A 14,092-nucleotide genomic window follows, 5' to 3' on the forward strand; every position below is an offset into this window, starting at 1 on the left:
ATCCCCGTGGGTAAAAATGTTTTGAATGAATTTTTCTAAGCCGCTGAAAAATACCGCTTCAAACCTAATTTCCACTGCCACCGTGAAACAATGTACAAAAACAACGTCAGTCCAGCTAATAGAGATAAACTTGTTAGTCCAGCATGCCTTTTGAGCAATAAAATCGGCAAATTGGTCACTGTAAGGATGGGAATGAGCCAAGTAAAAATGATCTGCAGGCTCACTGGGAAAAATGCGCGGGGACGACTAAAGATCCCGACTAGATCTTCAACTATCCCACTCAAGGCGCTGGTCCGCACGATCCAAAAGGCACAGCCGATACACAATTGATTCAATAAAAAAACGACACAAACACCTAATAAACACGCTAAAAAATACCATACTAACTCGAAAAACGCTGGCTGATACTTGCTCAAAAATAAACTTGCGATCACTAAGGAAAAGCCCAGGTCAAAAAGACTGGGAATATCAAACCCTCCAAACGCTGTAAGCCAATAAGGGTCTACCGGTCTAAGTAATATCTGGTCTAATGCCCCAGTTAAGATCTTTTCGCTCAACTGCTCATGCCCCAAAACAAAGAAGAAATTATACCACGCCATGATCAGCGAAGCGGTCGTCACCAACAACAGATAATCGGTGCGATCCCAGCCCTTGACCGTAACATCACTTGAAAAGTAAATATATCCCGTCAACAATTCGATCCCATAAAATACTAATGCTAAAGCTAGCGTTAAACATCCCGTCGCACGGTAGATCATGAATTGTTTCCAACTTCTACTCCAAACACATTGCAAGATCCGCATCAACTCTCGACCCCCTCATACCGCTTTGTTCCCCGTAAAAAAGTGAACTTATAGATCATGGTCAGTAACATGATCCACCCAAGCACAGCTAAAAAGTAAGGCTATGTCACAACAAACAGTTGATAAATAGCCATTTTTATAGGGGAGTATCAGAACTCCCCTACAAACTGTTATTTGCAGTTATCTATACTCATTTGGAATTTCGATATGAAGTGTCTCACACAATAACTTCACATCATGTGCATCATTTTCATCAAACTCGTATCCCAGATGGAACATTACTTGACTATATGGTTCAATACAGGAAACCTCTATTTCCTCAATTCTTCCTTTACCCGAAAAAGTTTCTACCGGAAAACAATCCCCATCATAAAGAATTTCACCTTCGTCCGTATATTCAAAACAATGCAAATCAATAATTCTGTTTTTCAAATCTTCCCATACAGTATGGTTCAATGTTGTATATTCCATCTTAATCTCATAAAAGCCATTAGCTTTCATTATTTCTATAAAGTTCTGATAATCGTTCTTTTCTACAAAAATGTCAATATCATTATGGGCTCTTGACTGATATCCAAGAAGAGCATCTACACCCCAGCCACCATCAAGAAAGACTTTAATCTCCGCATCTATTGCAAATTGAAGAATCTGTTTTACATCTGTTATATTGACCATCTTATCATCTCCACAAATTCTAATTAGGCGACCAGAGGAACTGCTGGTCTGTTTGATAAATCTCTGCATTTAGCAGTTTTCAATGTTGCCAAAACGAAAGTTAAGAAGATGTTCCTTTTCTCCATGTCGCTTTCTTTGGCGTAATTTACAAGGTTATTCCACACAAGATAGTTGTTCAGATACTTGGTAGAAACACCGTTAAAGCCACGCATAAACCTCTTTAGCTGGCTATGGTAGCTATTGATATGTTGGATATTATAAATGCCTTTCTTGGCTTTGCCAGTCTTTAACTGCACAAGGTCAATGCCATTGGCATTTGTAAATCTCACATAGGAGTTCATCTTGTCCGTAACAAGAGTGGAATTGGTCTTAATCCTACCATCATAAATATGATGTAAATCTCTTGTAGAAACTCTACCAGTATTCGTAATCTTGGAGATAGACAAGCCATTCCTATTAACCGCACAAGGAACACATACCTTTTCTTGGGACAAGCCTCTGATATGTGTAGAATGACCACGCTTATGAGCCTTGCGTGGCATAGCAAATGTCTTACTCTTGCTATGATTGCCCTTGTACGAGATGGCGAAAAAAGTTTCGTCAGCCTCAATAATGCCGTCAAGGGTAACATCGTCTGCCATATTCTGAAGTGCATCCAAAATCTTGTGTCTCCAAAGGAATGCGGTGTTTCTGTGAATCCCACAAGCAACAGCAGTCTTACGAATGGATAAGCCATTCATCATACAATCAATGTACTGCTCCCACACGGACAAGTCTTTTCTTGTACCAGACACAATGGAGTTCGTAGCAATCACGAAGGACTTGCCACAATCCTTACATACATATCGCTGTGTGCCATCTTTACGATGACCATTGCGAACCACATGGATACAGCCACAAAGAGGGCATACACGACCATTTGCAAAGCGTTCCTTTGCTACGAAATCTTCAATATTCAAAGACTTTACAAAGGCAGGACTTAAAAGCATTGTTTTAAGGCTTTCCTGCTCTGCGACAGTCAACTTACCGATAATATCTAATGCGTCTTTGATAGTAGGCATATCCAATTACCTCCTTCGGTGGTACTGTTTCTTACTATTATTATACGCTATTTCTCGTCAAAAATCAACCATTTGTTGTGACAGAGCCAAAAGTAATTACTTGATCTCTCTAGCGCTAGTTGGCCAGTCATGATCCGCGCCGGGACATCGGTCACCAGCGAAAAAGGATTGTACTGGAGAAACCTAAATATCGCTTCGGGTAAGCTGCTCAGTGGAAAATACCGCCCACCTAGCATAAGATAACAAGCCGTCACAAAAGCGCGCAGAGGCCACAATTCCAATAGCCAAAAGGCCAGCATCCCAAATAATAGCATCAAACCATAAAACATCAGCAGGGCTAGTGCCAAATAAACTAATAGCCACAGCAAGCGCCACAACGACAGCTCTAGTGTCCATAACAAATACCCGATCACACCTAATTCCAGTAATAGACTCGGCACTTGCGCCCCTAAAAAATGCACTAAACTCTCACCATATAGGGAAACTGGGCGCAATAACAGTGTTGATAAACGCCCGCTTTTGATCTGATCGGCCAATCTAAAAGCTGGCGCCACGCTAAATAACAACGCTAAAAGATTAGTACTCAAAAGATACAGACTCAACTGTTTGAGCGAATAGCCTTTGAGCATAAGAGCATCATTGGTGTATAGCGCCTGCCATACGGAAATATTGACTACTAGCTGTAACCCTAGCAAAATGTATTGCAACCAAAGATCTGTCCGGTACATCACTTTTTCTTTTAAACTCGTCCAAAAAATAACCGCATACTTCATCTTGCTTCCTCGATCAATTGACTGATCAGTTCTTCTAAGCTGACCCCACGTTGCTTGATCGTTAAAATATTTTCGGGCTCAAGCTCAGCTACCTTTGAAAAAAGTTCAGCTGCACTCCAAGTCACTTTAACGATCTGTCCTTTAGCCAAATACTCTACATCAAAGAGTTTTCTAGTCACCAAGTTGTTCACTAACTGATCACAGTCATCATCAAAGATCAGCGCTCCTTGATTTAAGATCAAGAGACGATCAGCTAGCTGTTCCATATCTTTGACATAGTGAGAAGTCGTCACGATCGTCGTCTTATTTTGCTGATTTTCGGCACGCAAGATCTTGTAGATTGCCTTTTGGGTCACTAGACCAAGGCCCAATGTCGGTTCATCTAAAAAAGATACTTGGGTTCATGTAGCAAAACCGCGATCAGCTCACACTTGACCCTTTGTCCTAAAGATAGCTTTCTGACCGGCAGATAGATCAGGTCGGTCGCAGCCAGCTGTTCACTCAACCAGTTGAGCCGTGCATGGTATTGCTCAGCCCCAAGTTCATACAGCGCTGCCAACATATCGTATGTATCGATCGGTGGTAGATCCCAGATCAATTGCGAGCGTTGGCCTAATAAGACCCCGATCTGTTTTAAAAAATGGGGTCTGCGTTCATTAGGGAGCGCCTGGTCGATCACGATCGTTCCTTGGGCCAAGGGTAAGATCCCCGTCAGCAATTTGACTAGAGTCGTCTTGCCTGCACCGTTGCGCCCGATCAAGCCGACCATCTCGCCTTCTCTGATCGTAAATGAGACATCAGCTACTGCCGTGACTTGTTGCTTTCTCCGTTTGAAAAAATCACGGATGACGCCATTTACACCTTGAGCCCGCGTAAATGTGGTGTATTGTAACGTTGCATGTTTGACCTCGATCATGTGCCCAGCCCCCTTTTTTTGTCACTAAGCTTAATGCAACAAAAAAAGCTCCGTAAGTGCAATACAGGATTTAGCACTTACAGAGCAGGATTTAGTTAATCAGCATTTCCAAATAAGGCTACGAGCTTGGCTGCCATTTCTGGATCGAGTTGATCAGCTAATGAAGCTTTATCACTATTATTTTGTTTAGCAACATCAGCATTTAGCGTGGAGCGTTGGCGCATCGATTCGATCACCGCTTGTTCGGCAACTTTAAGGGGTTCAACTTCTAATTTTCCACCAGCGGAATCGGCATGCCCACCACCACCAAAATATTCAGCGGCAAATTTAGCCACATCGAGCCGTCCATTAGAGCGTAAAGAAACACTGTGGCCATCGATCACTAAGGCTGCATCGACATCGTAACGTTTCAACAACGCATGCGCGATCTCCGACTTATAATCACTGGCATAGACAACGCCAAAGCTGTGCCCATCCAACTCACAGGTCTCAACATTTTTAAGGTGTTTTTCCAAATAACGCGTCCGTCTGCCAGCTAAGGTGTGGATCAACAGTTCGTTTGCTTGCCGGTAATCTTCCCAGCCTGTAGCAAAGACACTTTCGACAAAATTGCACGATTTACTCAACGGATAGAACCAAAATAGTTGATTCAATTCATCAGCTGCTTGTCTTTCTTCGACCGACATCAATGGATCATTTTGCCAATCCCAAGTATCATACGCCCGGATCAACTCTACCAATTCCGCCACTTGCGCCCGTTTCTTTTCCGGGATCTTCATAAAATCAGGCTTTTGGCTCAACCAATCATAGACCAAGCTGACCGCACTCGGATTTTTCCCCTCATCTAGTGGTTTGATGCAGTTTAGCGCATAGTTGTTCCGTAATTCTTCTTCGCTTTCATGATGGTCAAAGATCAACCAATGATTAGCGAAGCGTTGCTCGAGCTGTTGGAACGAATAATCGCTATCCGGTGTCATATCCATAATGTAGACATCGGTAAAGCGAGAAATATCGGGTTGTCGGAACCAATAGGATAATTCGCGATCAAGATTGCCTGCCGAACAAGTCGTTAGGTCAAATTCAACGTCCTTAAAAAGGTAAGGCGCTAGCGTCGTGATCAAGACGGGAGCTCCAAATCCGTCTAAGTCGTTATGCGAAAAAAGCTTGATATGTCGTGTCTTTTTCAAATGTAATTTCCTTTCTAAGATTACGCTCATTTTTTACTCTAGCCTAATTATACCCGTAACAACGCTTTAAAAGCTAGTCTGTGCATGTTATTATTTAAAGTATCGAAAAAACAGTGAGGAATATTACAATGACATTTACACTTTATATGGTGCGCCATGGGCAAACGATCTTGAATAGTTATAACCGTCTCCAAGGCTGGTGTGACTCACCTTTAACGCAAAAAGGGGTCAACGATGCCAAAAGTGCGGGTAAGCATTTAGCCGACATCAAGTTCGACAAAGCTTATCATTCCGATACGACACGTGCCATGCGTACCTGCCATTTCATCTTAGAAAATAACCAACACTCCCAAGATATCGTGCCAAGTGAGCTCAAAAACTTCCGCGAACAAAGCTTTGGCTATTTCGAAGGTAACGACGCAGCTCAAACTTGGCTCATGGTCGGAGCATTACACGGTTGTCGCACATATAACGATATTTTAGAAAAATATAACCTAGGAAAAACGCGCGATCTCTTGCATGAGACCGATCCTTTCAAGGATGCCGAAAATGATGAACAGTATTGGGCCCGAATCAATGCCGGTTTTGAGCACCTACGTAAAAATACAGCGGACGGTCAAAAAGTGCTCTTAGTCAGCCACAGCATCACGATCAGAAGTATTGTCGATCATTTTGCCCCTGATCTAGGCGCTGAAAAATTAGGTCCTAAAAACGGTGCTGTCACAAAATTGACTGTGACTGACGATGATGTCAAAGTCGAATACTACAACCACTACTTAGATAGTGAAACTTATTAGCTAAAAAAGACCGAGTTTTGCGGTCTTTTTTTGTTGCATTCATTTTTATGTAAGCGTATTCTCCTAAGTGTAAATAAAATTCATAGTAAAGGTGGCAATCTATTATGAGTACAAAAGAAAATATCGTCGCAACTTTAGAAAAATTCGTTACCGAACTCAAACAGACCCAACCCGGTACCAAATTTACCGAATACATCGAAGAGACCGTTACAGCCTTTAAGAACAGTTCCGACGAAGCCTTTAAAGCTGAATTACATAAATTCACCAATATGGCGCCAGTCATCAAACGTTCAACCCCAAAATTGAGTGAAAAAGCTAATGAATTGTTCGATAAACTGCAAACTTTAGCGCAAAAATAAGCCGGTCAGCGCTAAATAAATAAACGCGGGATCCATCCATCGTGGGTCCCGCGTTTATTTATCTAAAAATGCGTACTGCCCGCATAGCCTAACATCACAAACATGATCAGCCAAAGCGAAAAGACTAGTAAAAAGATATTATAACTCAGATTGAATAGGCGATTCAGTCTAAAAGGCTTTGCCATATCTAAACGCCAACTAAAATACAACTGAAAGAGCGTAAAGATCACTAATAAGCTTAAGATCCAATATTTCATCGTCTGATCATTGGCTTGGATCGGCACCAACAAATACGCTAAGATCAAAAGCAACAAAGTATTGATACTTACCCCTAGCAAATACTTGTTCTTACGCCGTCTGATGGCCAACATCAAGGCTAGGCCAGCTGTTATCAAAGTCAAAATAACCAGGGAAATACCCAGATATATATCACTTTTGTTAAAAGTTTTAGCGATCACATGACTGATATTATGGTGTTTTTCGATCGCCTGTGGACTAAAATACACTGCGAGTTGTTGTTTGACTTGCGCAGGTGCTACTCTTTGCGCCAGCAGACTGGCAGCCGTCCCGCTGACAAACGCCGTACTATACGCATCACCAGTGACCTTCTGGATCCGATTATCCATTCCCAATGCTAGTTGTTCAGCTGGAGCATAGTAGGTCCGCCCCCTGTCCAGTAGCTCGAAATACTCGTTAAACGTTCCGACCGTGGCAACTCCTCTTATCTGCCCCAAACGCTTGTCCGCAGTAAAAAATAAGCCTCCCTGCGCGAGATACTTATTTACCAGTGCTTTTATCTGTGGCGTTATTTGGTCGACTTTAAAACTGAGATCTAAAACTTCAACGCGATCACTTAAAGCCTGTTGCAAAGCGGCTTGTAGCGCGTGACTAGTGGTATCTACTTTATATGAATAGAGTTTAACATTAGGCGCTAAACCGATCATTTTATAGTGGTTATCTTTAGCTCCGATAATACTCGCGATCTTAGTTCCCTGACCGGTCTGATCAAATGGCTCATTTTGCCCCGAAAGATCGTAAGCAGCTGCGATATTTAATTCATGTCCTACTTTAGGTGAAATCCCTGAGTCAATGATACCGACGCTGACATTTTTTTGGTGCGCTTTAGTTAGATCGATCTTAGGGTAATACAAAGAAACAGCATACCCAGCCTGTTCATGCTTCAACGCAAATTCGCCCGTATGTCCGATCGGTTTACTCACTAAGCCATTACGATAATAAAAACAAATAACTAATGCCAAAAGCAACATTACACAACTGAGCTTTTGGAAAAATTTCACCTAACTCACCACCCTCAATTTAGACCATTTTCATCCCTAAGTATAGCAAGTCTTCACATCTAAAAACAATACTTTTTTAATAAAAAAAAGTTTTAAACAGAATGCTCTGCTTAAAACCTAATTTTACTATAGTAAGACTGCTTCACAGATCAACTGCAAAATAAATAAGACACTCAATAAACATAATAATGGATTTAATTTATCCATTTTACGTGCCGCAAATTTTACCAATGGATAAGCTGCAAACCCAAAGGCTAAACCAACTGAGATCGAGCCGGTCAACGGGATCAACACGATGATCAAAAAGGCCGGGAACCATTCTGAAAAATCGTCAAAATCCAAGACTTTCAACTGTTGCATCATGATCGCTCCTGTAATGATGATCACCGGTGCGATCGCCGCTTGCGGAACATAGCTGAGCAGTGGGATAAAGAATAATGACAAGACAAACATTGCGCCACTGACGAGCGTCATCAAGCCCGTCTTGCCACCAGATTCGATCCCGGCGGCACTTTCAGCTGCGGCAACGGTCGGACTTGTGCCTAAGAAGCCTGAACAAAATGTCGCTACCGAGCTAGCTTCAAACGTCTTTTTAAATTTCTTCGCATCTGGTAATAAACCTTCTAAGATCCCCATCGATTCGAAGATCAAGATCATCGACATCGAAAAAACTGCCAAGAGGAATTTCAAAGAAAACAAGCTACTAAAATCACCTTGAAATAAGAGTGCACTGTACTTACCCAGATCAGCTAAACTGACCTTAGGCGGATCTTGAAGTCCAACCTTAAAGACCACACCCAAGGCACTCGTTACAACGATCCCGATCATAAAACTTCCCTTAGTTCTCTTTAGATATAAAACTAGGGTCAAAGCTAAACCAAATAAGGCTAAAAGCGCTTCTGGATCAGTTAGGTGTCCTACAGCTAAGAGTGAGCGGGAGCCACCTTGTTGGATCAATTTGGCTTTCTCTAGGCCTAAAGTAACTAAAAACAGCCCGATCCCCGCTGTGATCCCGATCTTTAACTCTTGGGGGATCGCTTCAGATAGTTTCTCGCTCGCCTTGCTGAAGGCTACCAGCATGTACAATACACTACTGATGATCGAGATCGCGATCGCTTGTTGCCAATTTAAGTGCATTCCGACCACTAAAGTATAGGTGAAGAAGGCATTGATCCCCATTCCTGGAGTGATGATGATCGGAGCATTTGCCCAAAGCCCCATGATCAAACACCCTAGCGCCGAAGAAAAGATCGTCGCAAACACACTCAAAGTTGCTGGGATATGGGCATCAGCCAAGATCAGTGGATTTACGATGATGATATATGAGATCGCAAAAAAGCCCGTTAGCCCCGCAATGATCTCCGTCTTTTTTGCTTGCTTAGTCAAATTTTTAAAATTAGCTAACACTTTCGCCCCTCGTTTCTATTATTTTTTAACACATTATTCAATTCTAGCAAAAATTTTAGCCAACTACCAAAATTGATTTTTTCGATCTACTTCATATTAAAAAAAGTAATATCGTCCTTTGAAACAAATTCTAATCATCTTATCATAAAACAAGGACCACTATGCTGAGTCCTCGTTATTTGCTTATTTATTACCAAAAATAGCGCAGGATCGAAAATAACATTACTCCAGCCAAGACCAATTTCATCACTAAGACGATCACTCGCCGGCGCCAATTAGGCTTTTTTTCGACGGGAATGTCTTTTCTGACCTTTTCCATTCGTTTTGCGATCCCTTCTCTTAACGGATCTTCACTCATCAGCTTAGCTCCCTAACACTTCTTGATACATTGCCACCGATCCCATCTCAGCTTGCTGTCTTTGGGCTGCCAAGAGGGTATCTAAATATGCTCGGTCACTTGCTGCTCGTTTTAGCTTTTGGACCATCTGCTTGAGTTGATCGCTGTTAGTCAGGATAAAGATCTGCTTTCGTTGCTCATTTTCACGTTTCTTTTCATACCCGAATTGTCAAATTAAGTTAGAAAAGAGATAAGTGTTCATTTGTAAATTTAATTAAAATAAACTTTTATTATTTTGCGTTCAATGTATATCATCTAAATAAATTTACGTTTATCGACCTGTAAATAAATTGCGATAAATCTATAAAAGACTTGCTCTTACTGGCAAATATCCTTATCTTTATATATAGGTAATTATAAAAAGTCGGGTCACAGAAAGTTAAAATGTAAGAGACCACAATGACAATTATTTTCATTACGAAAGGAAAAGCTATATTTCTCTCTCAAACACGTGTTGTTTGCTTACATTCTATATAGCAGGCTAATTATGAAATTCATCGCTATCGTTGGTACTAACGCTACAAAATCCTACAACCGTAAGCTCCTTCAGTTCATGAGTTCACATTTTGCTACGCAAGCGCAGATCGAAGTGACTGAGATAAAAGACATCCCACTCTTTTGCGAAGATTACGAACAGACGCCCCAAAGTGTTTTAGATTTAGCTCAAAAGATCGAAGCTTCTGATGGAGTGATCTTTGGAACCCCTGAATATGACCATGATATTCCAGCAGCTTTAAAATCAGTGATCGAATGGCTCTCTTGGAAAGTCCACCCGCTAACAAAACGTCCGGTAATGATCGTCGGTGCTTCCCTAGGTAATTTGGGTACCGTCCAAGCCCAAGAGAGTTTGCGGCGGATCCTTGATTCTCCTGGTCTGGGTTCTTTTGTATTGCCAGGCTTCCAATTTTTACTTGGCCGTGCGGAAAATGCCTTTGATGAAAAAGGATGTTTGATCGATCAAGGGACGATTTCCTGGTTAGAACAATGCTTTAATGGCTTCATCCACTATGCAACTGCGCTTGAAAAATTGCAACATGCTCAACAAGCACAGGCCAAAAACGAACACATCCCGACCACTCCAGCACTTAAACAGCAAGAAGCTAAAAGTGCCTTACAAGCACTTGATCGGATCGATACTACTACTGGCGCTTCAGAAACTGCCGATATGAGTTTTGAAGAAGCTAATGGGATCAATTTTGTCCTAGACGACGATACCGAGTTTAGTTTCCCAGATGAACAAACGGGCGCCTCAGAAACAGCTACAAAACCAGAAACGGTCACCGAAGAACCGCCATCTTTGATCTATACTGAAGATGCCTTGACTAGCGCTTCAGAATCGACTCCAGCGCCAAAAGAAGAGCCAGTTCTCGCTCCTGCCCAAGTTGACACAACAACGGGGGCATCTGAAGGCTGATGGAAGATCTAGCACATAAAACTATCCACAAAACTTATCGTGGCTTGGGGACAAACATCTACTTAACTGCTTTTGGGAGTGCTAAAGTAAGTGACCTTGATGATAGTTACGCTCTTCTCCAAGCCTACGAGACTGCCTTGACTGTTAATCGCTCTACTTCAGAACTGATGGACGTCAATGATGCAGCTGGGATCAAGCCCGTTGCTGTCAGTGACTCAACTTATCAGCTGACTAAACTTGCGATCAAGACCAGCCAAGAAAATTTTGGGTTTAACGCCTTGATCGGACCACTCGTCAAATTGTGGAAGATCGGTTTTAGTGGGGCCAATGTTCCACCTAAAGAAGCGATCGCCTCACAGCTTTCTTTGATCGATCCTACCCAAGTCGAATTAGATGATGATAAATTCACGATCTTTTTAAAACAAGCAGGCATGCAACTTGACCTTGGTGCGATCGCTAAGGGCTATATCGCTGATCGGATCCAAGATCTCTGGGCTGCCAAAGGGATCAGCAGTGGGATGATCAATCTTGGTGGCAATCTATTGCTCAAAGGACTGGCACCACATCATCCAGATGGGTTATGGCGGATCGGTATCCAAGATCCATTCACTAAACGGGGCAATTCGATCCTCTCAGTCAAATACGGTCCCTGTTCAGCTGTCACCAGTGGCATCTATGAACGCCTGTTGAAAACTAACGGCAAAACTTATCATCACATTCTTGACCCTAAAACAGGTTATCCACATGAGAATAACTTAGCTAGTGTCACTGTTTTTACTAAAACATCGGTCCAAGCCGAGATCGAAACGACGCGGCTTTTCTTTGCCGACGGTCCGCAACCCGATTGGCAACCGACCTCCGAAGTCTATGGTGCTATTTTTATTACTAAAGATAGAACGATCCAGATCTGTGGGCTTGAGCCAGCCGATGTTTTTCTATTAGATGATTCTTTTAAGTTAGAATTCAAATAAAATATCACTGAATAAACAATAAGGAAGCTACCACGATGTAAATTCATCGTAGTAGCTCCCTTGTTTGCTTTATACAAAAAACCGAGCCCCTCGCACTTGCGAGCAACTCGGTTATGATACTACTATTTTTTCTTTTTACTCTTGAGAGCTTTGCGTTTAGCTTTTTCAAGTTTACGTTGACGGGCTTTTTCAGCTCGTTTCTTTTCTTCACGTTCACGTTGGATCTTAAACGGATTATTGATCACAAGTGTTTGAACAACTGAAAAGGCGTTTGTGATCACCCAGTACAATGAAAGGGCTGCAGGCACGTTTAACGCGGTAAAGAAGATGATCAGTGGCATCCCATAAGTCATCATCGTTGTCATCATGTTTTGCTCTGGTTGAGATTTAACACTTAACCAAGACGTTGCAAACGTAAATAACGCTGCTAACACTGGCAAGATGAAGTATGGGTCACGCCCACCTAATTGCATCCACAAGAAATGCCCCGTCTTCAAAGTTTCTGACCGGTAGATCGCTTGATACAAGGCGATCAAGATCGGCATTTGAACTAAGATCGGTAAACATCCAGCGACTGGATTGACTCCAGCCTCAGCATAGAGCTTTTGTTGTTCTTCCCGCATCTTTTGCATGGATTCAACATCTCTATCTGGATATTTAGCTTGCAATTCCTTTAATTTTGGTTGCAATTCACTTGTTTTACGCATACTGCGCATTTGATAGATCATCAACGGTAAGATCACGATCCGTACGATGATCGTAAAGACCACGATCCCCCAGCCATAATTATGGCCAAAAATGTTGCTCAAGGCTTCGATCGCCCGAATAAAGTTCCATACGATGTAATGATCCCAGATCCCAGTACTTTGGGCATTGACTGGATCAGTACTACAGCCGCTCAAAAAGAGCATTAAACCTAAAACGCTAATGACAGCGGCTAGTCTTTTCCCTTGCTTCATTTGCATTTACCTCACTTCGCAAATTGGTCATCCGACAATACTCTTGCCAAGTGCAAGACATGGATCAAATTCTTCTTTGCATCAGCTGTTGAAATTCCAGCAGCACTTGGGCGCGCGATCACGATAAAATCGCAATCTTGTTTTAGCTGCGGCTTTAATTCGGTCAAGCTCTGACGAATCCGACGCTTGACCCAGTTACGTGCGACAGCATTCCCAATTTTCTTGCCGACGGAAATTCCGACGCGAAAATGCTTTTGCTCGGGCTTTTCGATCATGTAGACCACAAACATGCGGTTCGCACATGACTTACCCTGGGTAAAGACTTCTTGGAACTCCGCTTCCTTCTTGACGCGGTATGATTTTTTCATAACCCATCTCCAAATGATTTGAAAAGTCCGCATACACTAAAAAAGACCACTGACGGTCCAGTGGCCTATGCAGACAATACTTTTCTACCTTTACGGCGTCTACGTGCTAACACATTACGACCGTTGCTTGTACTCATGCGTTTACGGAAACCGTGTACGCGTTGGCGATGGCGTTTCTTAGGTTGGTAAGTTCTTTTCACAACAGAACACCTCCTTTTATACAATGTTACTTAATATCCTACAAAAAAAGTAGCTTGATGTCAAGTTCAGACTTACTTTGTAATACTACCATATCTTAGCTAAAATTCAAAGTTTTTTTTCAGTTTTCTCGGCAAAAAAGTAGCTGATTTTTATGCACATTTTATCCACTTTTGCGTTTTTTGGCTGTCGATAAAATTTTTACATCCACAGCGTAATCCCCAAAAGCATCCACAAATCACAGCCTGTCAATTTCTCCCTGTCAATTTGTAAATAACCCTATGTGTATAACTCATATATCTCTTTGATACCAAGGTTTATAGCTTTTGAAATTTTCTGTGCATAACTTTTTAAAATAATTTAACTATCCACACTTTTTTACAACTTGTGGATAACTTAATTAACAACCTGTGATTTATTTTTTACTTTTTTTACCCAACCTGTGGAAAACATTTTTTTTTAATGCTACAATAGGAGCATGCAAAATTTATCAAAAAGGAGGTATCTTA

18 protein-coding genes are annotated in these 14,092 nt (G+C 41.9%); 4 read left to right on the top strand and 14 right to left on the bottom strand.

Translation table 11 applies throughout. From position 1 onward, the window contains the following. Positions 1-35 precede the first annotated feature (35 nt). The 7 genes from GSR62_RS09350 to GSR62_RS09375 all read right to left on the bottom strand — a co-directional run bounded on the left by GSR62_RS09350 (position 36) and on the right by GSR62_RS09375 (position 5,415). Positions 36-803, bottom strand: coding sequence for an ABC-2 family transporter protein (locus GSR62_RS09350; protein ID WP_066024283.1), 768 nt, complete (start codon positions 801-803; stop codon positions 36-38). A gap of 180 nt (positions 804-983) precedes the next feature. Continuing rightward, the gene (gene lnu(C) / locus GSR62_RS09355) at positions 984-1,478 is read right to left on the bottom strand and encodes a lincosamide nucleotidyltransferase Lnu(C) (RefSeq protein ID WP_019543803.1); all 495 of its coding nucleotides are present in this window, start codon (positions 1,476-1,478) and stop codon (positions 984-986) included. Between the two features lie 23 nt (positions 1,479-1,501). Beyond that, positions 1,502-2,539 carry an IS1595-like element ISSag10 family transposase gene (locus GSR62_RS09360; RefSeq protein WP_002837184.1) on the bottom strand — a complete coding sequence of 346 codons (1,038 nt, stop codon included), beginning with the start codon at positions 2,537-2,539 and terminating at the stop codon, positions 1,502-1,504. 47 nt (positions 2,540-2,586) lie between these two features. Next, on the bottom strand, positions 2,587-3,312 hold the full coding sequence (locus GSR62_RS09365) for an ABC-2 family transporter protein (protein WP_066023746.1): 726 nt from the start codon (positions 3,310-3,312) through the stop codon (positions 2,587-2,589). Next, the gene (locus GSR62_RS09600; protein ID WP_052006314.1) at positions 3,309-3,683 is read right to left on the bottom strand and encodes a hypothetical protein; all 375 of its coding nucleotides are present in this window, start codon (positions 3,681-3,683) and stop codon (positions 3,309-3,311) included. Before GSR62_RS09600 ends, GSR62_RS09365 begins: the two co-directional genes overlap by 4 nt. Before the next feature lie 11 nt (positions 3,684-3,694). Next, complete coding sequence (locus tag GSR62_RS09605) at positions 3,695-4,228, bottom strand: ATP-binding cassette domain-containing protein (protein WP_168731139.1); 534 nt, start codon at positions 4,226-4,228, stop codon at positions 3,695-3,697. Positions 4,229-4,323: 95 nt separating this feature from the next. Beyond that, positions 4,324-5,415, bottom strand: coding sequence for a DHHA1 domain-containing protein (locus GSR62_RS09375; RefSeq protein WP_066023745.1), 1,092 nt, complete (start codon positions 5,413-5,415; stop codon positions 4,324-4,326). 128 nt (positions 5,416-5,543) lie between these two features. On the opposite strand from GSR62_RS09375, the gene GSR62_RS09380 reads away from it, so the two are divergent. After that, complete coding sequence (locus GSR62_RS09380; RefSeq protein WP_010690057.1) at positions 5,544-6,212, top strand: histidine phosphatase family protein; 669 nt, start codon at positions 5,544-5,546, stop codon at positions 6,210-6,212. A gap of 104 nt (positions 6,213-6,316) precedes the next feature. Beyond that, positions 6,317-6,571 carry a hypothetical protein gene (locus GSR62_RS09385; protein WP_010690069.1) on the top strand — a complete coding sequence of 85 codons (255 nt, stop codon included), beginning with the start codon at positions 6,317-6,319 and terminating at the stop codon, positions 6,569-6,571. A gap of 62 nt (positions 6,572-6,633) precedes the next feature. Here GSR62_RS09385 and GSR62_RS09390 read toward each other — a convergent pair whose 3' ends face one another. From GSR62_RS09390 to GSR62_RS09635, 4 genes are all read right to left on the bottom strand, one after another. Beyond that, positions 6,634-7,869, bottom strand: coding sequence for a S8 family serine peptidase (locus tag GSR62_RS09390; RefSeq protein WP_066023744.1), 1,236 nt, complete (start codon positions 7,867-7,869; stop codon positions 6,634-6,636). 126 nt (positions 7,870-7,995) lie between these two features. After that, complete coding sequence (locus tag GSR62_RS09395; protein WP_066023743.1) at positions 7,996-9,276, bottom strand: NCS2 family permease; 1,281 nt, start codon at positions 9,274-9,276, stop codon at positions 7,996-7,998. Positions 9,277-9,466: 190 nt separating this feature from the next. Beyond that, positions 9,467-9,634 carry a hypothetical protein gene (locus GSR62_RS09460; RefSeq protein ID WP_168731138.1) on the bottom strand — a complete coding sequence of 56 codons (168 nt, stop codon included), beginning with the start codon at positions 9,632-9,634 and terminating at the stop codon, positions 9,467-9,469. 4 nt (positions 9,635-9,638) lie between these two features. Next, entirely contained in the window at positions 9,639-9,761 is a 123-nt protein-coding gene (locus GSR62_RS09635; RefSeq protein WP_010690077.1) for a hypothetical protein, read from the bottom strand. Positions 9,762-10,160: 399 nt separating this feature from the next. Between GSR62_RS09635 and GSR62_RS09400 the strand changes: the two genes are divergently transcribed. Then, positions 10,161-11,087 carry an NADPH-dependent FMN reductase gene (locus GSR62_RS09400; protein ID WP_066023742.1) on the top strand — a complete coding sequence of 309 codons (927 nt, stop codon included), beginning with the start codon at positions 10,161-10,163 and terminating at the stop codon, positions 11,085-11,087. Next, a complete protein-coding gene (locus GSR62_RS09405) occupies positions 11,087-12,058 on the top strand; it encodes an FAD:protein FMN transferase (protein ID WP_010690080.1) in 972 nt (323 codons plus the stop codon). The genes GSR62_RS09400 and GSR62_RS09405 overlap by 1 nt, the downstream gene beginning before the upstream one ends. 122 nt (positions 12,059-12,180) lie before the next feature. Here GSR62_RS09405 and GSR62_RS09410 read toward each other — a convergent pair whose 3' ends face one another. From GSR62_RS09410 to rpmH, 3 genes are all read right to left on the bottom strand, one after another. Next, entirely contained in the window at positions 12,181-13,017 is an 837-nt protein-coding gene (locus tag GSR62_RS09410; protein WP_010690081.1) for a YidC/Oxa1 family membrane protein insertase, read from the bottom strand. An 11-nt stretch (positions 13,018-13,028) separates the two neighbouring features. Beyond that, positions 13,029-13,385: a ribonuclease P protein component gene (gene rnpA, locus GSR62_RS09415; RefSeq protein ID WP_004049716.1), complete on the bottom strand. Its 357-nt coding sequence runs from the start codon at positions 13,383-13,385 to the stop codon at positions 13,029-13,031. Between the two features lie 65 nt (positions 13,386-13,450). Next, the gene (gene rpmH / locus GSR62_RS09420) at positions 13,451-13,585 is read right to left on the bottom strand and encodes a 50S ribosomal protein L34 (protein ID WP_003701411.1); all 135 of its coding nucleotides are present in this window, start codon (positions 13,583-13,585) and stop codon (positions 13,451-13,453) included. Positions 13,586-14,092: the final 507 nt, after the last annotated feature.

The sequence above is a fragment of the Ligilactobacillus animalis genome, assembly GCF_009933595.1.
Taxonomy (GTDB): Bacteria; Bacillota; Bacilli; order Lactobacillales; family Lactobacillaceae; genus Ligilactobacillus; species Ligilactobacillus animalis.